Genomic DNA, 20846 nt, shown 5'->3' with positions numbered 1-20846 from the left:
CCGGCGTTGTTCACGTGGCTCATGACGCCCCATAGACTGCGGTGCGACGGAGATCGACGGTGGACCGGGGAGGCGGTAGGGGTGGCGCAGAAGCAGGTCACCGGGCAGGCGGGCCGGAGTGTGGTCGGCACGGGGATCCGGGCGGCGCTGGCCACCGGGGACATGGTCCCCGGGCAGCGGCTCATCGAGCAGGAGCTGTCCGAGACGTTCGGGGCCACACGTAGTTCGGTCCGCGAAGCGCTGCAGGACCTCGCCGCCGAGGGGCTCGTCGAGCTGATCCCGCGCCGGGGCGCCCGCGTCCGGGTGATCCCGGTGGAGGAGGCCGTCCAGATCACGGAGTGCCGGGCCTCGCTGGAGGGGTTGTGCGCCCGGCGCGCCGCCGAGCGGGCCACGCCGCGCCACCACGAGCGGTTGCTGGAGATCGGCGCGGCGATGCGCGCGGCGGTGGCCGGCGGTGAACTCGACACCTACTCGGGGCTCAACCGGCGCCTCCACGACCTGGTCGCCGAGGTGAGCGGGCAGGACGTCGCGAAGACGCTGCTGGAACGGCTGAACGGGCAGATGGTCCGCTACCAGTTCCGGCTCGCCCTGCGGCCGGGCCGCCCGAGCCGGTCGCTGCCCCAGCACCTGGCGATCATCGACGCGATCGTGGCCGGCGACCCCGAGGCGGCGGAAGCGGCGGCGAGGGCGCACCTCGACAGCGTCATCGAGGAACTGGGAGCCACCCCGGACCGGGGCGGCGAGGGGGCCCGTACCGCTTGAGGGGCAGGCGCGGCCGGCACCGGGGCCCGTCCGGAGCGGCTGTCAGGAACGGGGCCCGTGCGGACGGGCCCCGGTGCCGAGTGGCCGTCAGGGACGCCGTGGCGGCCGTCCGCTGCCGCTCACGACCGGCTGGCGGTCCCGCACTCGGTGTCGCCGGCCTCCCGCATGTGCGCGTCCATCGACGTGCTCCGGTCGTAGGGGTCGACCTCGGGGCCGCTCCCCGAGGCCGTGCGGTCGGTGCCGAACGCGGGGGTGAAGTAGCCGGTGGAGGCGGAGCAGCCGCCGTTGGTGGTGTCCACCTTGTAGGAGGTGAGGGAGAAGGTCCCCGGCTCGATGACCACCTTCTCCGGGTCGTCCCAGCTCATCACCGTCTCGCGGCGCACGATGGTCCGTGCGACCTCGTCGCTTCCGGCGGCGGCGCGTACGACCGGGTAGACATAGGTGACGTCGGCGGTCACCTCGACCGCGCCGCGCTCGCCCTCCCGGTACGTGATCCGCCCCTGCGTCTTGACCACGTCCCCGACGAGCCGCACCTCCGTCTTGGCGAAACGGCTGAACAGCAGCAGGGGATCGTTCTCCCGGCCGGGCTCCCGGAAGGCGGCCGACAGGTAGTCCTGGACGTCCTTCTGATGGGGATTGAGCAGCGCGATCGCCTTCACCGGACGCTCCCCGCGCAGCACCCCGGCGTCCAGAGCGGACGCGGCGAGGAAGTCCCGGCTCCGGCCGAGGGCCCGCGCGACCTCTTCCTCGCTCATCCAGCCGGTCGCCCGTGCCTCGGGCAGATGGACGGCCGCCATCCCGTCCCCCCAACGGGCCGCGGGTGAACCCCTGAACGGCTCCTCCAGGGTGGGCCGTTGGACTGCCGCCTCCGTCGCCGGCGGATGGTCGGGGCGCTCCGACTCCGCGGCGAGCGGTGTGTTCCCGCCGTCTCCGCCGCCGAACCAGCCGGCCACCCGCCCCGGCATCAGCGACACGACCAGCAGGGCGACCGCGACGAACAGGCCGACGGCGTACCAGGTCATGCCCCGTCGCCGCCGGGCCGGCCGATAGGTCCGCCAGCCCTCCGGCGGGCCGGGCTCCTCCCGCAGCCGCCGCGTCACCATCCGGGCCCGCGCCGAAGGCTCCTTCGGCGCGTCCTGTGTCCCGGCCCCGGCGTCGCGCAGGAAACGCTCCCACTCCTCGTCCGGTATGGACCCCTCGTCCTTGGTCATGCTGCGGCCCCGCCCCATCTCGCATGCCCGGTCACGCCTGAGTACCGGTCGGCATCCCCGCATCATCACACAGCCCACCGACACCGCCGGGAACCCCAAGTCCGGCAGCCCCGCCGGGAGTCAGACGCCTCGGTCCGGGTGGCGTTCCGGCGGGCCGTGGTAGCCCGCGAGGAGCTGCCGGGGCAGCGGCCCCTTGATGCGCGCCCCGTTCTCCGTCTCCTCCCAGGCGTGGGCGAGGATGCCCACGCTGCGGGAGAGGACGAACAGGCCCCGGCCGAGCTGGGGCGGGAAGCCGAGTTCCGCGTAGATGATCGCGGTGGCCCCGTCGATGTTCATGGGTACGGGGCGCTCCCGGCCCGCGGCGAGCGCCGACTCCAGCGCCAGCCCGGCGTCCAGGGCCCGGCCGGGGATCTCACCGGCGTCGACGGCCTCCCGTACCAGCGCGAGCAGGGGGTCCCGCCGGGGGTCCCGGGGGTGGAAGCGGTGGCCGAACCCGGGGATGTAGGCGCGGCGACCGCGGTATTCGGCGACGACGGCGGAGGCGTCCTCGCCGTCGGTCACCCGGCGCAGCACCTCCATGCACTGCTGCCCCGCTCCGCCGTGGACGTCCCCGAGCAGGCCCGTCCCGGTGGCGACGGCGCTGTTCAGCCCGACGCCGCAGGTCGCCGCCATACGCGCCGCCGCGATCGACGGGGCCTGCGGTCCGTGGTCGACGGCGGCGACCAACGCGGCCTCCAGCAGGCGCCCTTGGAGGGGAGTGGGCAGTTCGCCGCGGAGCATGAGCCAGATCTGTTCGGCGAAGGTGACCCGGCCGATCAGTTCCTCGACCGGGTAGCCGCGCAGCCGGATCTCGCCGGGCTGGATCTCGCTGACCGCCGTGGACCACCAGTCGGTCACGGTGCGTTCGGCGATCATCGCCTCGCCCCTGTCCGCGGTGTCAGGCGCCGGTTCGCCGCTCGCCGGTAGGGCTGTGCCGGTCACACCGCACCGCCTTCGCGCAGCGCGGTGATCTCCGCCGGGGTGTAGCCGAGTTCCGCCAGTACCGTGTCGGTGTGTTCGCCCAGCAGCGGTGGAGGGGAAGGGGCCGCGGCCGGTTCGTCGTCCACGCGCACCGGGCTGCCGAGGACGTGCAGGGAGCGCTCGCGTCCGTCGGGGAAGGGGAGATCGTGGACGAAGCCGCGTGCGGCCAGGTGGTCCAGGCCCAGGGCGTCCGGCACCGACAGCACGCGCGCCGCCGGGACCCCGGCGTCGGAGAGGATCTCCTCCCACCGCGCCGCCGGCCGGGCGGCGAGCCCCGCCTCGATCTCGTCGCGCAGGGCGTCGCGGTGTGTCTTGCGGTCGGCGGGATGCGTGAAGCGCGGGTCGGTCGTCAGGTCCTCACGTCCGATCAGCCGGCACAGGGTGGTGAACTGCTGCTGCCGGTTGGCGGCGATGTTGAGGTGGCCGTCGGCGGTACGGAAGGTGCCCGACGGGGCCGCCGTGAAGTTCTCGTTGCCCATGGGCTGGGGCACGCGTCCGCTGATCAGGTAGTTGGACGTGACCCACCCCATGGCGGTGAGCGCGGACTCCAGCATCGACACATCGACGAAGGCGCCCTCCCCGGTGCGGCCACGGCGTACGAGCGCGGCCGCGACCGCGTAGGCCGCCGCCATGCCGCCGAGTGTGTCGGCGACGGGGAACCCGGCCCGCAGCGGAGCGGTCCCCGGGGTGCCGGTGACGCTCATCATCCCGCTGAGGCCCTGGATGATCTGGTCGTACGCCGGGCGGTCCCGCAGGGGGCCCGTCTGCCCGAAGCCGGAGATCGCGCAGTAGACGAGCCGGGGGTTCTCGGCGCTCAGCGTCTTCCAGCCGACGCCGAGCCGGTCCATCACACCGGGGCGGAAGTTCTCCAGCAGGACGTCCGCGTCGCGGACCGCGCGCAGCAGTGCCTCGCGCCCGTCCGGGTCCTTCAGGTTGAGGGTGAGTGAGCGCTTGCCGGCGTTCTGCGCCAGGAAGGAAGCTCCGAGCAGTTCTTCCCCGAGCGCGCGGTCCGCGCCCAACTGGCGTGCGAGATCGCCGGATTCGGGCATCTCGACCTTGATGACGTCAGCGCCTTGCAGCGCGAGCTGATATCCGGCGAAGGGGCCGGCGAGGACGTTGGTCAGATCGAGGACCCGTACGCCCTCCAGGAGGGGGGTCGTCATCAGGCGGTGCCTCCGATGCAGTCGAGCGCGGTGAGAGCGCGTGCGGTGTCCAGCAGTGCCGGGGTGAAACCGGCGATGGCCCCGTCGGTGAAGCGGGTGGTCGGGCCGCCCAGCGCGACCGCCGCGGTCAGGCGGCCCGACGCGGCGGCGAACACGGGGGCCGCGACACCGGAGACGCCGGGCTCCCGTTCGCCGTGGCTGACGGCCATGCCGTCCTCGGCGGCCTTCCGGGTGTGCTCCCAGAGCTGTTCGTCCCGGTCGTCGTCGGGTGCGCGGGAGGCCACCGCGGTGATGTCGGCGCGGTCCGCTTGGGAGAGGAGGACGTGGCTCGCGGCCCCCGACCACAGTGGCATCTCCGCCCCGATGCGGACGATGTGGCGCAGGGTGCGGGTGCCTTCGTGGCGGGCGACGCAGACACGGGTGTTCTGCTGGCGGACGTAGACCGAGGCCGTTTCGCCCCCGCTCGCCTCGCTCAGTTCGGCGAGGCGGCGCAGCGCCTCCTCCGGCAACCGCCAGGTCCGGCCGGCCAGTTCCGCCCATCTCAGGAGTCCGGTGCCGGGAACGAGATGGCCGTCCCCCCGGCTCCAGAGCAGGCCGCACTGTTCCAGGGTGTGGACCAGCCGCACGACGGTGGTCTTCGGCAGTCCGGTCGCGTCGACCAGTTCGCGTACGGGCCGGCTGGGGTGCTCGGCGTCGAAGAGGGCGAGCAGGTCCACCGCGCGCTGCACGCTGCGGACCCCGCCGGTGTCGGATTCGGGCATGCCGTTTCCCTCGTGTCTCGGTGTCTCGACCGTCCGGGTGTCCCGACACGCGGCGAGGCGGACACCTCGCCGGTGAGTGGGCCGCGCCATCACACCATGAAACCATCCAGTGGAACAAGTGAACCACCTGGTGGTTCGCCCTTGGTGCGGTGCGAGGGCGCGCGCCCGGCGTCGGGTCAGGTGATGTGGGCGATGATGTGGTCGGCGGCCTCGGTCGCCATACGGCGCAGGGCCTGCGCGGTCTGCGCGCCGGTGTGCGGGGTGATGACGACCGACGGCTCGCCGCGCAGAGGGTGGTCGGACGGGAGCGGTTCGACGGCCGTGACGTCGAGGCCGGCACCCGCCAGATGCCCCTGCCGGACTGCCGTGAGCAGCGCCGACTCGTCGAGAATGCCCCCACGCGAGGTGTTCACCACCACCGCGCCCTCGGGCAGCGCCAGCAGCTCCGGCAGACCGATGAGATGACGGGTCTCCTCGACCAGCGGAACATGCAGGCTGAGGTTCTCGGACAGGGACAACAGCGTGGGGAGGTCCACGGGTTCGACACCGGCGTCCGTCATGACGGACCCGGGCACCATCGGGTCGTGGGCCAGGACCCGCATCCCGAAGCCCTGGCCGGCGATCGCGGCGAGCTCGCGGGCGATGCGGCCGAAGCCGACGAGCCCGAGCGTCGCGCCACCCAGCTCCCGGCCCTGGATCGCGGCGCGGGTGTCCCCCTCGTCGCGGACCGCGATGCCGATGCCCCGGCGCACCGCGAGCAGCAGCGCCACGGCGTGCTCGGCGACGGACCGGCTGTTGGCGGTCGGGGTCGTGGTGACGGTGATCCCCAACTCCCGCGCGGTGTCGAGGTCCACGGTGTCGAGACCGACGCCGTGCCGTGCCACGACGCGCAGGCGGGGCGCGCGGCGCATCATGGCGCCGTCGACACGTTCCGTACGCAGCAGAATGGCGGTGACCCGGTCGCCGACCTGGTCGAACGTGACGCCCTCGGGGCCGTATCCGGGACACACCTCGGCGTGCGGGCGCAGCCGGGCCAGAGCGTCGTCGTGGACCGGCCGGGGTATCCAGACGAGCGGGCGGTCAGCCACGGGGCACCAGCCGCTGGTTGGCCGCGCGGCGCTCGGCCTCGCCCTCGATGAGCTGGTGCGTCCGTGCGACGACGTCGTCGGCCTGCCCGGCCGGGACGACCGCCACGCCGTCGTCGTCACCGAGCACCCAGTCCCCGGGGCTGACCGGGACACCGCCGACGGCGACCGGGACGGCCGTGCGGTACGGACCGGTCTTCCACGGTCCCGCCGGCGTGACGGCGCGGGCGAACACCGGGACGCCGAGCCGCGCCAGCTCGACGACGTCCCGGGCGGCGCCGTCGAGTACGATCCCGCCGATCTCCAGCGCCTTCGCCTTCTGCACCACCAGCTCACCGATCAGCGCGCGGGTCGTGTCCCCGCCCCCGTTGACGACGAGCACCTCCCCGCGCCGGATCGTCTCGAACGCGGCGTGCAGGCCTTTGTTGTCACCCGGCCGTGTCCACACGGTGAACGCGGGTCCGGACAGGACCGCACCCGGCCACAGCGGGCGGATGCCGTCGGCGACGCCGAACCGGTCCATCGCGTCGGACACGGTGGCGACGGGGAGCGCCCCGGGAGGCGGATAGTTGTGCACGGTTCTCCTTCGGTGAGGTCAGTACAGTGCGGGCGGCAGACCGGTCCTGGCGATGTCCTCGGCGCAGCGGCGGACCGCGTGCACGAAGCCGGGGATCTTCTCCTCGGTGAACCGCACGGTGGGGCCGCCGACGGCGAGTACCGGCGGGCGGGCGGGGGCGCCGCCGCCGGGGAACGGGACGGGGACCGCCAAGCCGCTGTTGCCCGGTTCGCGCTCGCCGTGGGTGACGCACCAGCCCCGCTCGGCCGCGGCCCGCGTCCCGGCCCGCAGCGCCTCGGCGTCACCGCCCCACTCCGCGGCGATGCGCGCGACGAGCAGCTCCCGCTCCGCGGGCGGTTCGAGGCTGAGCAGGACGTACGCGGCGGACCCCACGGACATCGTCAACGCGTCGCCGGGCTCCACCACATGGCGCAGGGTGCTGGGGCTGGGGGCCTGGCCGACCACGACGCGCCGCGTGCCCTGCCGTACGTACAGGCTCACCGTCTCTCCGGTCTCGGCGGCGAGGGCCCGCATCCGTGCCAGTGAGGCGGGCGGAACCGTCCAGGCCGTGTCGGCGAAGGCGGCGAAGGCGATCAGGCTGGTGCCGACCCGGACCCGCCCGTCCGCCCCGGACTCCACCAGCCCTTCCCCGGCCAGCGTCTCCACCAGCCGCAGGACGGTGGTCCTCGGCAGGCCCGTCTCGCGGACGAGGTCGGTCAGCGTGAGCGACATGCGTTCCGGGGTGAACGCGCGCAGCACCTGCCACGCCCGGCTCACGGCCCGGATGCCGCCACCGTCGGTCGTCGGGGACATCGGTTTCCCTTCTTTGTCGTGCCGTCTCCATTGCTTCGTCCCGCAGATGATGTTTACCATCTGGCGGTCATTAATATCCACCAGATGGACACGTTGGGGTAACGCCACCGGCCATCACAGACAGCTCGGTACGAGATCACAAGGGAGTGGTCGTGCAGAGGAAACGTTTCATGCTCGGCGTCGCCGGTGCCCTGAGCACCGCGGTGCTCGCCGGGGCAGCCGCCGTGGACGCCAGCAACTCCACCTCGGGCGCCACTCCGAGGTCGAAGCTGACCGTCACGGCCCCGGCCGCGCCAGGCGGAGGCTGGGACCTCGCGTCACGCGAGTTCCAGCAGTCCCTGCGGGCCGGTTCGATCGTCAACAACGTGCAGGTCGTCAACGTGCCAGGCGCCGGCGGCACCATCGGGCTCGGACAGTTCGTCGAACTCGGCAAGGACCCGACACGGCTGATGATGACCGGCACCGTGATGGAAGGCGCCATCACGGTCAACAAGTCGCGTGTGGACCTGGAGAACACCACACCGATCGCCCGGCTCGCCGAGGACTACCAGGTCTTCATCGTCCCCGCGGACTCCCCGTACCGGACGCTGAAGGACTTCATGGCGGCCTGGAAGAAGAATCCGCGCAGCCACGCCGTCGGCGGCGGCGGACTCGGCGGCACCGACCACCTGCTCGCCGGACTCGCCGCGCGGGAGGCCGGCATCGATCCGAAGGACGTCAACTACATCTCGTTCGCGGGCGGCGGCGAGGTGCTCACGGCGCTGCTGTCGAACACCGTCGAACTCGGGGTCAGCAGCTACAACGACTTCCGCGACCAGATCGAGGCGGGCAACCTGCGGGCACTGGCGGTCTCGGCCGACACGCCCGTGCCCGGCATCGACACCCCCACCTTCATCGAGCAGGGCGTCGAGGTGTCGCTGCCCAACTGGCGCGGCCTGGTCGCCCCGCCCGGCATCAGCGACGCGCAGCGCAAGGAACTGACGGACATCGTCACCGAGGCGACCCGTACCCCCGAGTGGGAGGACGCGCTCTCCCGCAACAAGTGGGTGGAAAGCCTCCTGACCGGTGACGAGTTCGCCGACTTCATCCGCCAGGACCAGGCGAGGGTGAACACGATCATCGAGGAGCTGGGTCTGTGACCACCCACCCCGCGCCGGCGGACACCACCCCCGCGGACACCCACCCGGCGGACACCGGCCCGGCCGCCTTCCTGCGCCGACGCACCGGCCTGGTCGTTCCGCTGCTGCTGCTCGTCACCGGCATCGTGCTGGGCGCCGGAACACTCACCATGGACGTACCGGCCAACGTCGCCTCGCCGGGACCGCGGATGTTCCCCACCGTGGTCGCCGTCGCGTGCCTCGTCTTCGCCGTCCTCCTGGGCGTCGACGTACTGCGCCGCCCCGAGCCCGAGCGGGCCGCCGCTCCGGCGGACGGAGTCGCCGCACGGGCCGCCGACGCCGTCACTCCGCTCACTCCCGCCGCTGAAACCGCGGCCGGCGACACCGACCCGGCGGTCCGGATCCGCAGCAACCACCGGGCGCTGGCCGGACTGGTCGGTACGATCACGGCCTTCATCGCCCTGCTCGTCCCCCTCGGCTGGCTGCTCTCCGGCGCGCTGCTGTTCTGGGGCGTCGCCCGTGCCCTCGGCAGCCGGCGGACGGTGTTCGACATCTTCCTGTCGATCGCCATCTCGTCCACCGTCCAACTGGCCTTCTCCGCGGGGCTGGGCCTCAACCTTCCCCCGGGTGTCCTGGCAGGAGTTCTCTGATGGAATCACTGAGCAACCTCGGTGACGGGTTCCTCACGATCCTGACACCCATGAACATGCTGTGGGTGCTCGTCGGCGCCCTGCTGGGCACGGCCGTCGGCGTACTGCCCGGCCTCGGTTCGGCGATGGCGGTGGCGCTGCTGCTGCCCGTGACCTTCTCGCTCGACCCCATCGGCGCGTTCATCATGTTCGCCGGCGTCCTGTTCGGCGGCCTCTTCGGCGACTCGACCGCCGGAATCCTGATGAACACCCCGGGCAACAGCACCGCGATCGCCGGGTCCATCGAAGGCCACCGGATGGCGAAGTCCGGGCGCGCGGCCCAGGCCCTCGCGACCGCCGCCATCGGCGCGTTCATCGGCGGCATCCTCTCCTCCGTGCTCGTCGTGTTCTTCGCCCCCTCGCTGGCCGAACTCGCCACGCTCTTCGGCCCCGCCGAATACCTCGCGCTCGCCGTGTTCGCGTTCGTCGCGATCTCGGCCGTGGTGAGCGACTCGATCCTGCGCGGTCTGGCCGCCCTGGTCATCGGCCTCGCGATCGCCCTGGTCGGCGTCGACGGCATGTCCGGCGCCGCACGCTTCACCGGAGGACTCCCGGAGCTGTTCGACGGCATCAACATCGTGGTCATCACCGTGGGCCTGCTCGCGCTCGGTGAAGTCATCTCCGTCGCCGCGCGGCGCGGAACCCAGGAGGACCTGCGCGTCATGCCGTCCACCGGCCGGCTGTGGCTCTCCCGCGGGGAGTTGCGCCAGGCGATGCCCGCCTGGCTGCGCGGCACCGCGATCGGCGTCCCCTTCGGGATCATCCCCGTCGGCGGATCCGAGGTGCCCACCTTCCTGTCCTACGGCACCGAACGCAGGCTCGGATCACGCCGCAGCGACTCCATGTTCGGCAAGGGCGCCATCCAGGGCGTCGCCGGCCCTGAAGCGGCGGGCAACGCCACCGCGGGCACCGCGATGGGGGCCCTGCTCGCCCTGGGCCTGCCCACCTCCGCGACCGCCGCCGTAATGCTGGCCGCGTTCCGTCAGTACGGCCTCCAGCCCGGCCCGCTGCTCTTCGAGCGGGCGAGCGAGCTCGTATGGGCCCTGCTGGCGAGCTTCTTCATCGCCATGGTCGTGCTGCTCGTACTCAACCTGCCCTTCGCGCCGCTGTGGGCGAAGCTCCTCAAGGTCCCCCGCCACTACCTCTACAGCGGCATCACCGTCTTCGCCATGCTCGGCGTCTACGCGACCAGCAGTAAAATCCTCGACCTCGTCCTCGTCCTGGCCATCGGACTGCTCGGCTTCGCCATGCGCCGCTACGGGCTGCCCGTCGCCCCGGTCCTCATCGCCGTCATCCTCGGCCCCCTCGCCGAAACCGAGTTCCGCCGCGCGATGGCGGTCAGCGAGGGCGACCCCACGACGCTGGTCTCCAGCCCCATCACCATCACCCTCTACCTGGTCCTCGCCCTCGGCATCGCCGGCCTGCTCATTCAGCGCACCCGCGCCGCCCGGCGATGACTATGCGGGCAGAGGCCGGTCGTCGACGACGTGCTTCATGACCAAGGTGGAGGTCAGGCGCTGGACACCGGGCAGTCCGGCCAACTGCTCGTCGTAGAGCCGCTGGTAGGCGGCGAGGTCGGTGGTCGCCACGCGCAGGAGGTAGTCGGGTTCACCGAAGAGGCGCTGGGCCTGGATGACATGGGGGAGGGCGGTGACGGCCTCCTCGAAGGCCGTGACGGTGTCGGGGCTCTCCCAGCGCAGCGTGGCGAAGACGAGGGCTTCGAAGTTCAGACCGACGGCGGCCGGATCGACGACCGCGCGGTAGCCGCGGATGGCACCCGCGCGTTCGAGGTCGCGCAGGCGGCGGTGGCAGGGCGAGACGCTGAGCCGCACGCGAGCGGCCAGCTCGGTGACCGTCAGACGGCCGTCCAACTGGAGCTCGGTGAGAATCTTGCGGTCCATGGCATCCATGAAGAAGATTCTCCCCCAAACAACGGGATCATGAGGTAAGAACGCAAACATATTCGGGCATATTCGACCTAATCTTCCCTCTCAGGGCGAGAAACATGAGAGGGAACGATCGATGGACACGACAACACTGGCGGCCTTCCTGGCAGTGGACCTGCTGCTGGTGTGCACCCCCGGCGCGGACTGGGCCTACGCGATCTCGGCCGGTCTGCGGGACCGGTCGGTCGTGCCGGCGGTCGCCGGGCTGATAGCCGGGTACGCCGGGTACACGCTCCTCGCGGTGGCCGGCCTGGTGGTGATCGTGGCGAGCTCACCGGCCGCGCTCACCGCGCTGACCGTCGCCGGGGCCGGCTACCTGATGTGGCTGGGCTGGGGGGCGCTGAGCCGGCCCGCCCCGTTGACGGCCGCCGGGGAGGCCATGGGCTCCTCCCGGACGCGGATCATGCTCAAGGGAGCCGGGATCAGCGGCCTGAACCCCAAGGCGCTGCTGCTGTACTTCTCGCTGTTCCCGCAGTTCATCGATGCCGGCGAGGGCTGGCCGATCGCCGCGCAGACCGGCCTGCTCGGCGCGCTCCACATGACGGCCTGCGCCGTGGTCTACGTCGGCGTCGGCGTCCTCGCCCGCACCGTCCTGAGGGCCAGGCCCTCGGCGGCGCGGGCCGTCACCCGGGTCTCCGGTGCCATGATGATCGGCATCGGCGGGTTCCTGCTGGTGGAACGCCTGGCCGGCCGGTAACTCCGCCCCATACCGTTGGCGGGGCGTGCATCCCGTCGAAGGGCAGAGACGCCGAAGGAGAGAGACGTGGAAGACCCGACGCGGCAGGAACAGGCCGGACCCGCGGTCCGCGCGCGCATCGAGGAGAGCTTCGGACGCCAGGGTCTCATGGCCCACCTCGGCGCTCGGCTCACCCACATCGGGACCGGCCGCGTACACATCGTGCTTCCGGCCCGTCCCGAGGTGACCCAGCAGCACGGTTACGTCCACGCCGGCGCCACCAGCGCCATCGCGGACAGCGCCGGCGGCTACGCGGCGCTCACCCTGTTCCCCGAGGACTGCGAGGTGCTCACGGTCGAGTACAAGATCAACCTCCTCGCGCCCGCCGCCGGTGACCGTGTGGAGGCGGTCGGGACGGTCCTGAGGTCCGGACGCACGCTGACCGTGTGCCAGTTGGAGGTGTACGGCGTCCGGGACCACGGCGAGCGGAAGCTCGTCGCGAACGGCCAGCAGACACTGATCCGCGTCGACGGCCCGCGCCGGTGAGGCCGCGGCCCGTCCTCGGCAGGACGGTCCACGACCTCACGCCGAAGGACGGGCCGGCCTCACGCCGGGCCGGCCTCGCGCCGAAGTGCGGGCCGGGCTCACCAGTCGTGTACGGAGCCGTCCTGGAGCCGGTTGACCGGCAGGTACGCGGCCTCGTACGGGTGCGCGGCGGCCAGTTCCTCGTTCAGCTCCACTCCGATTCCCGGCGTCTCCCCCGGGTGGAGGTGCCCGTCGGTGAAGGTGTAGGCGTGCGGGAACACCTCATGGGTCAGCGGTGTGTGCCCCGCGTACTCCTGGATGCCGAAGTTGTGCACCGCCAGGTCGAGATGGACGGCCGCGGCCATGCCGACCGGCGAGATGTCCTCCGGGCCGTGGATGGCGCTCTTGATCTGGTACTGCGCGGCGAAGTCGAAGAGCTTCCGCAGCGGGGAGACGCCGCCGAAGTGCGTGACGGCCGAGCGTACGTAGTCGATGAGCTGCTCGCCGATGAGCGTCTGATAGTCGTACACGGTGTTGAAGACCTCGCCGATCGCGAGGGGCGTGGTGGTGTGGCGCCGGACCAGCCGAAGGGCCTCCTGGTTCTCGGCGGGGGTGCAGTCCTCAAGCCAGAAGAGACGGTAGGGCTCAAGGTCCTTGCCGAGCTGGGCCGCCTGTGCGGGGGTGAGCCGGTGGTGCGCGTCGTGGAGCAGGGGCAGCTCGGGCCCGAACTCGCCCCGCACCGCCTCGAACACCGTGGGGATGTGGCGCAGGTAGGCGGCGGTGTCCCAGTCCTCGACCACGGGGCGGGCCTGCTGGTGGGCGGCGGCCTCGGTGCGGTCGGGGCTGCTGTGTACGCCGTACACGGTCTTCAGCCCCGGTATGCCCGTCTGGACCCGGATCGCGGGATACCCCTCGGACAGGCGGGCGCGGATCGAGTCGAACAGCTCGGGAACGTCCCTCCCGTCGGCGTGTCCGTACGTTCCCACGCGCTCCCGGCTCGCGCCGCCGAGCAGTTGGTACAGGGGAAGGCCGGCGGCCTTCGCCTTGATGTCCCACAGCGCGACGTCGACCGCGGCGATCGCGGCCATCGTCACGGGCCCGCGGCGCCAGTAGGCGCCGCGGTACAGCGACTGCCAGGTGTCCTCGACGCGGTGCGGGTCGGTGCCGATGAGCAGGGGGGCCACGTGGTCCCGCAGATACGAGGCGACGGCCAGTTCACGCCCGTTGAGGGTGGCGTCCCCGAGGCCGGAGAGGCCCTCGTCGGTCGTGATCTTCAGGGTGACGAAGTTACGGCCGGGGCTGGTGACGACGACCTTCGCGTCGACGATCTTCATGAATACGTTCTTCCTGAGCTGTGTGGTGCGGACGGTGAACGGTGGGGCAGGACGGGGCGGTACGGGGGAGGGGTCAGCCCTTCGAGGCGCCTGAGGTCAACCCCGCCACCAGGTATTTCTGTCCGAGGACGGCGGCGAGGAGGACCGGCACCGTGATGAGGCCGGCGGCGGCCATCAGGCCGCCCCAGTCGGTGCTCGCGTAGGAGATGAAGTTGAACAGCGCCACGGGCACCGTCTGCGTGTGTTCGTCGGCGAAGATCAGCGCGAACATGAAGTTGTTCCAGCTGAAGACGAAGGCCAGCAGGGACGCCGTGGCGGTGCCCGGCGCGGCCAGCGGCAGAGTGATGCGCCGGAACGCGCCGAACGCGGACAGCCCGTCCGTGCGCGCCGCCTCTTCGAGTTCGACCGGCAGCCCCTCGAAGAAACTGATCATGATCCAGAGGATCAGCGGGACCGAGACGAACATATGACTGAGGATCAGCACGGTGTAGGAGCCCACCAGGCCCGCCTGTGCGAACAGGTAGTACCAGGGGACCAGCAGGGAGACCGCCGGAACGATGCGCGCGACCAGGATGAGGGAGCCGGTACGGCGCATCCTGAACCGTCCCACGGCCCAGGCGGCCGGTACGGCGATGAGCGCGGAGAGCGCGGTGGACACCACGCCGACGAGCAGGGAGTTGCCCATCGGCCGCAGGATCTGCCCCGTTCCGAGGACGTTGCGGAAGTTGTCGAGGGTGGGGGAGAACCACAGGCCGACGGTCGGGTCGGTCACCTGGACGTTCGTCTTGAAGGCGGCGGCGAACATCCAGATGACCGGCAGCGCGAAGACGAGTGTCACGACGGCGATGGCGACGCCCCGCAGCCAGGACCCGTAACGGCGCCGGCGGGCGGCCCGTGACGGGCCGGGGCCACCGCGGGGAGCGGCGGTGCCGGTGCTCCGTACGGAGGAGAAGGCGGCGGCGGGGCTCATGCGGTCTTCCTTCCGGTACGGCGGCGGAGCAGGACCACGACGCCGATGATGAAGAGCGTGAACAGGGCCAGGACCGCCGACGCGAGCCCGTACTCCTGGTAGTCGAAGGTCAGGCCGTAGGCGTAGACGTTGAGGGTCTCCGCCTCGAAGTCGGAACCTCCGCCCGCCCCCTTCGTCGCGTACAGGACGTCGAACGTCTTGAGCGCGTCCACGGCGCGCAGCACCAGGGCGGTGGCGAGCGTCGGGCCGAGCATCGGCAGGATGACGTGCCGGAACCGCTGCCAGCCGTTGGCCCCGTCGACCAGGGACGCCTCTTCCGGCTCCTCGGGGAGGGTCGTCAGCCCGGCGAGCAGGAGCAGCGTCATCATCGGTGTCCACTGCCATACGTCGATGAGCATCAGGGTCGGCAGGGACTGGCTCACCGAGCCGAGGAACTCCTGCGGGGGCAGCCCGAGCGAGGTGAGCAGATGGTTCGCGATGCCGTTGCTCGGGTCGAGGATGAGCAGCCACAGGATGCCGATCGCGACCGGCGTGGTGAGCAACGGGATGATGAGGACCGTACGTACCCAGCGCATGGCGCGGAACGGCTTGCGCATGAGCATCGCGAGGGCCAGGCCCAGCACGGTCTCCACCAGTACGGCGCCCACGGTGAAGATCACCGTGCGCTGCGCGGCGGGCCAGAAACGGCGGGAGTCGCCGAGGGATTCGGAGAAGTTCTGGAGGCCGACGTAGTTCTTGTCGGCGTTCACCGCGCCGAAGGCGTCGGTGAAACCGAGGTTGAGTGTGAAGGCCAGCGGAAAGACGATCATCAGGCCGACGAAGGCGAGCGCCGGTGCGAGCATCGCCCACCTGAGACGCCGGTTGGCCTGCTCGAAGGTCCGGGCCGCGCGCGGGCGGGACCCCCGGGCGGGCGGCTTCCGCGCTTCGGAGGCGGCGCCGGGCGTCCCGTCCGGCATCGTCGTGGTGACCTCGGTCGTGCGCATCAGGACTCCCTGTGGCGGTTGTCGCGGACCAGGAAGTCGTTGAACTCGGCGTCCGCGTCGCGGGCGACCGGCGCCACCCGCTTGCCGAGGATTCCGGCCACCAGCGGGCGTCCGACGATGTCGCGTGAGCGGCCTACCTGGAGGACCTGGGGCCGGTCGTAACCGATGCCCCGCCGCGCGTTGGTCCGCATCGCCGCGGCGAGGTCGGGCGGGAACGCGGCGAGCGTCCTCGGGTCCGACCACGCCGACCGGCGGGCTCCGGGGATGCCGGCCGCCTGCAACTCCGCCACCATCTCCGGCCCTGAGGCCCACCGGATGAACTCCCACGCCTCGTCGCGCAGAAGGGAGAAGCGGTTGATGCCCAGGCTCCAGGAGGGGATGTTGTGCGGCCGGGCCCCGGCCGGACCGGCCGGGAAGGGGGCGAACCCCACGGTCTTTCCCACGGTGGAGATCTTCGGGTCGAGGAAGTTGCTGTAGATGGCGTCGGCGTCCACGTAGAAGGCCGCCTTGCCCTGCGCGAAGACCGGCATGGCCTGTTCGAGGCTCATGTTGGTGGCCCCGGGCGGACCGGTCCGTTCCAGCAGCGCGCCGTAGTAGGTGTACGCGGCCACCGCCTCCGGCGATCCGATGCCCGACGCGCCGTCGACGATGAAGTCACCGCCGAAGGAGTAGAGGAAGCTCGACCACTGGCTGACGGCGCCGTTGCGCTGCCCCCTTCCGACGTAGCCGAAGAAGTTCCGGCCGCGGTCGGCGAGTTCGAGCGACATCTCCATCAGATCGTCGAGCGTTCCGGGCGGCCCGCCCAGCGACTCCACCAGATCCTTGCGGTAGTAGAGCGTCGGCCGTTCGGTCACCACGGGGACGCTCAGGACCTTGCCCGCGGTGACCGACACCTCGCGCGGGGCGTCCTGGAAGTCCGGCCAGTCGTAGGCGGTCTCGCCCTTCACCAGGCCGGTGAGATCGGTGAGCCAGCCGTTGCGCCCGAAGAGCAACTGGTCCTGGAGCGCCCGGACCATCATGACGTCCACGTCGGTTCCGGAGGCGTTGAGCTTGACGTTGTAGCTGTTGGAGAGCTGGTCGGCGGTGAGCAGGGTCATGGAGACCCTGCGTCCGACCCGGTTCTCGAATTCCTTGAGGCGGTGTCTGATCGCCTGCGACCAGACGTGGTTGATCGCCATGATCCTCAACGGCGCGTTCGCCGAGGCGGTGCCGCCCCCGGTCGAACAGGCGCCGAGCGACCCCACGCCCGCCGCGGCCGCGAGGCCGGCGGCAGCCTTGCCGAAGGAGCGCCGGCTGAGGAACTGGCTGCTCGTGGACATCATCGTCCTCGTCTTTCCGGTGTGATACGTCCCGATCCATCCGATCCGACTGGTCCAACTGGTAGGACCAGTCGGGCCGGTGACAGGGACCGTAGCAAGAGACACCACACGCTGAACAGACTCTGTCGCCGGTGTGACGCTGTGTCCGGTGACACGCCACGGAACGTACTGGGGGTGGCGGCCTGTGGGGCCTGATCCGTGCTGAGGGTGGCGGCCCGCAGGACCTAACCCTGGTGGTCGGCCCGGCCGAGCAGTGACTCGATGTGCTGCCGGGCCATCGCGTTCACACTGACATCGAGATCGGCGCCGTACGTGCGCAGCCCGAGCGTCAGATGGGCCCGCATCCGCGCGCAGGCCAGCTCCACGTCACGGGCCTGGATCGCTTCGAAGATCTCAGGGTGGTGCGGGACGCCGGGCTCGCCGATCGACGGGTCGGAGTTGGAGCGGAGCATCATCTCGAACATCATCCCGCTGATCGAGGACAGCATGATCCGCAGGACGGGGTTGCCGCTCGCCGCGGCGATCGCGTCGTGGAAATCGACGTCCGCCCGGGCCTTGGCGACGACATCGGTGGCCGTCTCCACGGCGTCCCTGGCGGCCCGCATCGCCGACATGTCCTGCGCGGTGGCGCGTTCCGTCGCCAGTCTGACGATCTCGACCTCAAGGGGTACGCGTGCCTCGATGAGCTGCCGGACCGTGGGCCGGCCGGCGCGGTACAGGGCGTCGTAGCTGCGGGCCTGGCCGGGCGCCTGCTCCCGGACGAACGACCCGCGGCCGGGCGCGACCTCGATCAGGTGCTGGGCCTCAAGGCGGCGCAACACCTCGCGGACCACGTTCCGGCTGGAGCCGAACCGGGCGGCGAGTTCACGTTCGGACGGCAGTTTCGTGCCGACGGCGATGTCTCCGGACCGGATGTCATGCTCCAGCTGACGCGCGATGCGTTCGGTCAGGAGCCCGCGCTGGGCGGGAGGTGCACCACGATCCGGCTGCGGGGAAGGGGCAGACGGCATACGCAGCAGAGTACAGGGGGTGACGCGCACCCGTGGGGCGGGAGCGGGAGACGCGGTGATGCCCGCCGAGGGGCCCAGGGCGCCGCAGGGACTCGGGACGCCGCAGGGCTCGGGACGCCGAGGGACTCGGGACGCCGCGGGGCCCGGCGGAGGGCGGCATCGTACGCGCGGGGTCGGAAGTCCCGCATCGCGCCCGTGATCCGGTCCGGGCTGTTGGCACGGAGGTGTACGCCGTAGGGGCGCCCGAGCGGGCCGGAAAGCGCCCGGACCGCACCAGGCGTCCGCGTGCCTCCGCGTGGAGCCTCCGGTCCGCCGGCCGGCCCCCGCGCGACGGTCGGTGGGTGAAGCGCGTCGCGGAAGAGGCCGGTGGCCAGAATTGGCGTGTACATCACATTGTTCCTGCGCGCCTCTTGTCTCCCCCCGGCCACTCTTTGTAGCGTGACGCAGGCGCCGCTGGAAGCGCTTTCTACGCACTTTCCACGCACTGCGAACCGATGAGGTGAGCGGAATGCCCAAGTCCGGCCGAAGCCGGTTGGTGATCGCTGCGGGTGTGCTGCTGATGGCGCTTCTCGCGCCACCGGCCCTCGCGGAGGACGGCGCGCCGATCGACGACCCCTTGCCGGACCCCGCCGTCTCCCGGCACGGTCTGGTGCTCAAGGAGTTCGCGGCCCTCCCGAGGTCGGAATCGGTACCGCCGCCCACGGATACCCGGCTGAACCGCTGGGCCCGTATCAACTACCTCGGTGAACTGCCCGACAGCTCAAGGCGGTTGTACGTACCCGATCTCAACGGCAAGCTCTATCTGCTGGACCGCGAGGGCGCCTCGCGCGAGTACCTCGACGTAGGGGCGGCCGTGGGCCCCGACTTCTGGTCGCACCGGGGACTGGGCAGCGGGTTCGGCTTCGTGGCCTTCCACCCGGGCTTCGCGCGGAACGGCCTCTTCTACACCGTTCACACCGAGGCGCGCGACGCGCTCACCACCAAACCGGTGGATCTCCCGGCACCGGCCACCACGCGCGTGCACTCCGTGATCACCGAATGGACCGCCGACGCCCCCGCGTCCGGCACGTTCAGCGGGACCCGGCGCGAGGTGATGCGTCTTGGATTCCAGGACGTCTTCCACAACATCCAGGAGATCGGCTTCGATCCGAACGCCCGCCCCTGGCAGAAGGACTTCGGCCTCCTCCACGTCGCCGTCGGGGACGGCGGAGCGGGCGCGGGAGGCACGGTTCCCCAGGACCTGACCGCGCCGCAGGGCAAGATCCTCAGGATCGACCCCCTCGGCCACGACGGACCGGGCGGCAAGTACGGGATCCCGGCCTCGAATCCCTTCGTCGGGCAGCCCGGCAAGCTCGGCGAGATCTACGCCTACGGGCTGCGTGACCCCCACCGCTTCAGCTGGGACACCGGCGGGCGCCACCAGATGTTCGTCGGGCACATCGGCGAGCACCGGGTCGAGTCCGTCTACGAGGTCAGGGCGGGCGACAACTTCGGCTGGAGCGAACGCGAGGGCCCCTTCGCCTACCGCAAGGCGGACAACCCCACCTGCGGGGTCTTCCCCCTCCCGGACGACGACGCCAAGAACGGCTACACCTACCCGGTCGCGGCCTTCGACCACAACCCACCGGCGGACCGCCCCTGCGCCGACAGCGGGAACGCGCTCATCGGCGGATTCGTCTACCGCGGGTGGCGGATTCCCGAGCTGTACGGAAAATACGTCTACTCCGAGGGCGTGAGCGGCCGGATCCTCTACTCCGAGGTGCGCGAGATGCGCCGCGGCGGCCCCCTCGCATCCGTCCACCAGCTCCAGATCTTCGACGCCCAGGGCGCGGTGACCTCGATGCGGGCGCTGGCCGGCGACGAGCGGGTCGACCTCCGCTTCGGTACGGACCGCGCGGGTGAGCTGTACGTGCTCTCGAAGGCCAACGGCAAGATCTGGAAGGTGACCGATGCGCGGTAGCGGCGTTCTGCGAGCCGCGGGGGCGCTGGCGCTGGCCGCAGGGTTGCTGGGCGGCGCACTCGCCCCCGCCCAGCAGGCGACCGCCGCCTCCGCTCCCGTACCGGCGGGCCTCCGCCCGAACCTGGTCGCGTATTACGACTTCGCCCATCCCGTACGCGGGAATCCGGGCTGGGAGCGTGATCGCGGCGGGTCAGGTACCGACATCCAGCTCGTCAACGGCGGAACCCGGATGCGTGTCTGGGACAGCGCCCGCGGCCCTGTCCTGCGGACCGGGCAGATCTCGCCCACCACCGCCGGCAACGACGACTGGAAGGCCGGGGTCTACGCCCCGGACGGCGTTCCCTCCCTGCGCGCGTTCAGCGGGGTACGCGAGACCACCGTCATGGGCTGGTTCAAGATGACCGGCGAGAACCCGGGCCTCAACTCGAACTCCACCGACCCCACCGACCGTTACGGTGCGATCGGACTGGCCGGCATCCTCACCGGCACGTCCCAGGGCCACGATGTGCGCGCCCTCCTCGAACTCATCACGGTGAACGGTGAGATGAAGGTGGTCGCGCTCGGCCGCCGCGTCGACGGCGGTGGTTCGGGGACCTTCGCCGCCGACGCCGACTGGACGACGCTGCTGCCCCGGGGGGAGTGGGTGTTCCTCGCGGCCACCTTCGACTACGACGACGGCACGATGGCGCTCTACCGCAACGGCCGCCCGCTGCCCGGCTCCTACACCACCACCGGCGACCCCTGGTCCGTCGAGGGCGAACCGGAGCCCGACCTCGCGTCGCCGACCGACCCGCGCGGCATCAAGATCGGTGGCAGCTATCCGCAGAACACCAGGGAGGCCAACTCCTGCGACTGCCGGATGGACGACCTGATGTTCCTCGACCGGGCCCTGACCCCGGACGAGATCCTGGCCCAGTACCGGCGGAGCAGGTGAGGAGTTCCGGC

Annotated in this window: 22 protein-coding genes; 9 read left to right on the top strand and 13 right to left on the bottom strand. The window is 71.4% G+C overall.

Annotated features, from left to right (window positions below; genetic code table 11):
* The first annotated feature begins 81 nt into the window (after positions 1–81).
* Positions 82–762: a GntR family transcriptional regulator gene (locus ACFXPL_RS03845; protein WP_384911965.1), complete on the top strand. Its 681-nt coding sequence runs from the start codon at positions 82–84 to the stop codon at positions 760–762.
* 119 nt (positions 763–881) lie between these two features.
* Here the strand turns inward: ACFXPL_RS03845 and ACFXPL_RS03840 are convergent, their stop codons facing one another.
* From ACFXPL_RS03840 to ACFXPL_RS03810, 7 genes are all read right to left on the bottom strand, one after another.
* Positions 882–1973 carry a hypothetical protein gene (locus ACFXPL_RS03840; protein WP_384911962.1) on the bottom strand — a complete coding sequence of 364 codons (1092 nt, stop codon included), beginning with the start codon at positions 1971–1973 and terminating at the stop codon, positions 882–884.
* A 120-nt stretch (positions 1974–2093) separates the two neighbouring features.
* Positions 2094–2954 carry a citryl-CoA lyase gene (locus ACFXPL_RS03835; protein WP_384911959.1) on the bottom strand — a complete coding sequence of 287 codons (861 nt, stop codon included), beginning with the start codon at positions 2952–2954 and terminating at the stop codon, positions 2094–2096.
* Positions 2951–4156, bottom strand: a complete 1206-nt coding sequence (locus ACFXPL_RS03830) for a CaiB/BaiF CoA transferase family protein (protein WP_384911957.1) — start codon at positions 4154–4156, stop codon at positions 2951–2953. Before ACFXPL_RS03830 ends, ACFXPL_RS03835 begins: the two co-directional genes overlap by 4 nt.
* Positions 4156–4917 (bottom strand): IclR family transcriptional regulator, encoded by a 762-nt coding sequence (locus ACFXPL_RS03825; RefSeq protein WP_384911955.1) that lies wholly within the window; start codon positions 4915–4917, stop codon positions 4156–4158. The genes ACFXPL_RS03830 and ACFXPL_RS03825 overlap by 1 nt, the downstream gene beginning before the upstream one ends.
* 176 nt (positions 4918–5093) lie before the next feature.
* A complete protein-coding gene (locus tag ACFXPL_RS03820; protein ID WP_384911952.1) occupies positions 5094–6005 on the bottom strand; it encodes an NAD(P)-dependent oxidoreductase in 912 nt (303 codons plus the stop codon).
* Positions 5998–6579, bottom strand: a complete 582-nt coding sequence (locus ACFXPL_RS03815; protein WP_384911949.1) for an RraA family protein — start codon at positions 6577–6579, stop codon at positions 5998–6000. The genes ACFXPL_RS03820 and ACFXPL_RS03815 overlap by 8 nt, the downstream gene beginning before the upstream one ends.
* 18 nt (positions 6580–6597) lie before the next feature.
* A complete protein-coding gene (locus ACFXPL_RS03810) occupies positions 6598–7371 on the bottom strand; it encodes an IclR family transcriptional regulator (protein ID WP_384911946.1) in 774 nt (257 codons plus the stop codon).
* Positions 7372–7523: 152 nt separating this feature from the next.
* Between ACFXPL_RS03810 and ACFXPL_RS03805 the strand changes: the two genes are divergently transcribed.
* From ACFXPL_RS03805 to ACFXPL_RS03795, 3 genes are read left to right on the top strand one after another with little or no spacing between them, the layout of a single operon-like run.
* Positions 7524–8510, top strand: a complete 987-nt coding sequence (locus tag ACFXPL_RS03805; protein ID WP_384911943.1) for a Bug family tripartite tricarboxylate transporter substrate binding protein — start codon at positions 7524–7526, stop codon at positions 8508–8510.
* Entirely contained in the window at positions 8507–9139 is a 633-nt protein-coding gene (locus ACFXPL_RS03800) for a tripartite tricarboxylate transporter TctB family protein (protein WP_384911941.1), read from the top strand. Before ACFXPL_RS03805 ends, ACFXPL_RS03800 begins: the two co-directional genes overlap by 4 nt.
* Complete coding sequence (locus ACFXPL_RS03795; RefSeq protein ID WP_384911938.1) at positions 9139–10635, top strand: tripartite tricarboxylate transporter permease; 1497 nt, start codon at positions 9139–9141, stop codon at positions 10633–10635. The genes ACFXPL_RS03800 and ACFXPL_RS03795 overlap by 1 nt, the downstream gene beginning before the upstream one ends.
* On the opposite strand, the gene ACFXPL_RS03790 is transcribed toward ACFXPL_RS03795, so the two are convergent.
* A complete protein-coding gene (locus ACFXPL_RS03790) occupies positions 10636–11088 on the bottom strand; it encodes an Lrp/AsnC family transcriptional regulator (RefSeq protein WP_384911935.1) in 453 nt (150 codons plus the stop codon). It abuts the gene before it with no gap.
* 112 nt (positions 11089–11200) lie between these two features.
* Between ACFXPL_RS03790 and ACFXPL_RS03785 the strand changes: the two genes are divergently transcribed.
* A complete protein-coding gene (locus tag ACFXPL_RS03785; RefSeq protein WP_384911932.1) occupies positions 11201–11821 on the top strand; it encodes a LysE family translocator in 621 nt (206 codons plus the stop codon).
* Between the two features lie 66 nt (positions 11822–11887).
* Positions 11888–12346, top strand: coding sequence for a PaaI family thioesterase (locus tag ACFXPL_RS03780; protein WP_384911929.1), 459 nt, complete (start codon positions 11888–11890; stop codon positions 12344–12346).
* A gap of 98 nt (positions 12347–12444) precedes the next feature.
* Here the strand turns inward: ACFXPL_RS03780 and manD are convergent, their stop codons facing one another.
* The 4 genes from manD to ACFXPL_RS03760 all read right to left on the bottom strand — a co-directional run bounded on the left by manD (position 12445) and on the right by ACFXPL_RS03760 (position 16790).
* A complete protein-coding gene (gene manD, locus ACFXPL_RS03775; protein WP_384911926.1) occupies positions 12445–13659 on the bottom strand; it encodes a D-mannonate dehydratase ManD in 1215 nt (404 codons plus the stop codon).
* Positions 13660–13732: 73 nt separating this feature from the next.
* Positions 13733–14629: a carbohydrate ABC transporter permease gene (locus ACFXPL_RS03770; protein WP_384911923.1), complete on the bottom strand. Its 897-nt coding sequence runs from the start codon at positions 14627–14629 to the stop codon at positions 13733–13735.
* Positions 14626–15612 (bottom strand): carbohydrate ABC transporter permease, encoded by a 987-nt coding sequence (locus ACFXPL_RS03765; protein ID WP_384911920.1) that lies wholly within the window; start codon positions 15610–15612, stop codon positions 14626–14628. The genes ACFXPL_RS03770 and ACFXPL_RS03765 overlap by 4 nt, the downstream gene beginning before the upstream one ends.
* On the bottom strand, positions 15612–16790 hold the full coding sequence (locus tag ACFXPL_RS03760; protein ID WP_384911917.1) for an ABC transporter substrate-binding protein: 1179 nt from the start codon (positions 16788–16790) through the stop codon (positions 15612–15614). The genes ACFXPL_RS03765 and ACFXPL_RS03760 overlap by 1 nt, the downstream gene beginning before the upstream one ends.
* Here ACFXPL_RS03760 and ACFXPL_RS03755 point away from each other — a divergent pair.
* Positions 16789–16956: a hypothetical protein gene (locus ACFXPL_RS03755; protein ID WP_384911914.1), complete on the top strand. Its 168-nt coding sequence runs from the start codon at positions 16789–16791 to the stop codon at positions 16954–16956. The two genes, ACFXPL_RS03760 and ACFXPL_RS03755, sit on opposite strands and share 2 nt — an antisense overlap.
* A gap of 199 nt (positions 16957–17155) precedes the next feature.
* Here the strand turns inward: ACFXPL_RS03755 and ACFXPL_RS03750 are convergent, their stop codons facing one another.
* Positions 17156–17941, bottom strand: a complete 786-nt coding sequence (locus ACFXPL_RS03750) for a FadR/GntR family transcriptional regulator (protein ID WP_384911911.1) — start codon at positions 17939–17941, stop codon at positions 17156–17158.
* 508 nt (positions 17942–18449) lie between these two features.
* On the opposite strand from ACFXPL_RS03750, the gene ACFXPL_RS03745 reads away from it, so the two are divergent.
* Positions 18450–19901 carry a PQQ-dependent sugar dehydrogenase gene (locus ACFXPL_RS03745; RefSeq protein ID WP_384911908.1) on the top strand — a complete coding sequence of 484 codons (1452 nt, stop codon included), beginning with the start codon at positions 18450–18452 and terminating at the stop codon, positions 19899–19901.
* Positions 19891–20835 carry a LamG-like jellyroll fold domain-containing protein gene (locus ACFXPL_RS03740; protein WP_384911905.1) on the top strand — a complete coding sequence of 315 codons (945 nt, stop codon included), beginning with the start codon at positions 19891–19893 and terminating at the stop codon, positions 20833–20835. Before ACFXPL_RS03745 ends, ACFXPL_RS03740 begins: the two co-directional genes overlap by 11 nt.
* Positions 20836–20846 lie beyond the last annotated feature (11 nt).

Source organism: Streptomyces sp. NPDC059092 (genome assembly GCF_042756365.1).
In the GTDB taxonomy this organism is placed as follows: Bacteria; Actinomycetota; Actinomycetes; order Streptomycetales; family Streptomycetaceae; genus Streptomyces.
Note: the sequence above shows the minus strand (reverse complement) of the source record. Positions and strands in the feature narration are given on the sequence as shown.